The organism is Cutibacterium namnetense, from assembly GCF_001642025.1.
Classification (GTDB): Bacteria; Actinomycetota; Actinomycetes; order Propionibacteriales; family Propionibacteriaceae; genus Cutibacterium; species Cutibacterium namnetense.
Genome location: NZ_LWHO01000010.1, coordinates 48,576 through 49,229, shown reverse-complemented (window position 1 = coordinate 49,229; position 654 = coordinate 48,576). Strand labels below are relative to the sequence as shown.

Sequence of the window (654 nt, the reverse complement as noted above, 5' to 3'; positions counted from 1 at the left end):
CGTTGACGGTGATCTTCGAGCCGATTGCGGCGTTATTGTCGGCGGTGGACTGGTTGACGGCTACCTCGTCTAGCGTGGCTGGTGCACGGCCCTTGACCAGATGAGGATGGGTCGGGATTAGGTGACCGTTGACAAGAGCGGCCTGCCCGTTGTCAGTGCGCTGGAGGAGGACGTTACGGGTCTGCTCCACTGAAATTACGCCGGGCACCGTGGCAATCTTGTCGGTGGTCGTGGGCGAAATAGGTTTCGAGGGTTCCTTAGCGGTCACCACTGCGGTGGCGTCCCCGACAGCAGCCGCCTGGGTACGCAGCGTGGCGGCCTTGATCGAGTCCATCAGCATCAGCGTGCTGGCTACAAAGGCCACGCCAATAATGACGGCGATCATCGTGGGGATAAGGCGACGACGTTCGTGAATCATGCCAGGGCCTCCTGGCTGCGAGCGGTCGAAACCTGACCGTCGGCCACCATGACGATGTTGTCGGCTCTGGCAGCGGCGTCGCGATCATGGGTGACCATGACGACGGTCTGACCAAGGTCGTCGACGCAGTGGCGCAGGAAGGTGAGCAGATCGTCGCTGGCCTGCGAATCCAGGGCGCCGGTGGGTTCGTCAGCGACGATGACGTCGGGGCGGGTCACCAGAGCGCGGGCGACGGC

At 63.3% G+C, this 654-nt stretch carries 1 protein-coding gene and 1 pseudogene; both read right to left on the bottom strand.

The window, feature by feature from the left end; all coding sequences use genetic code 11:
- The coding region (locus tag A5483_RS09690; protein ID WP_161485343.1) for an ABC transporter permease at positions 1-418 on the bottom strand (418 nt) is incomplete at its 3' end.
- A pseudogene (locus tag A5483_RS09685) lies at positions 415-654 on the bottom strand (ABC transporter ATP-binding protein); the annotation flags it as partial. The pseudogene A5483_RS09685 and the gene A5483_RS09690, both read right to left, overlap by 4 nt.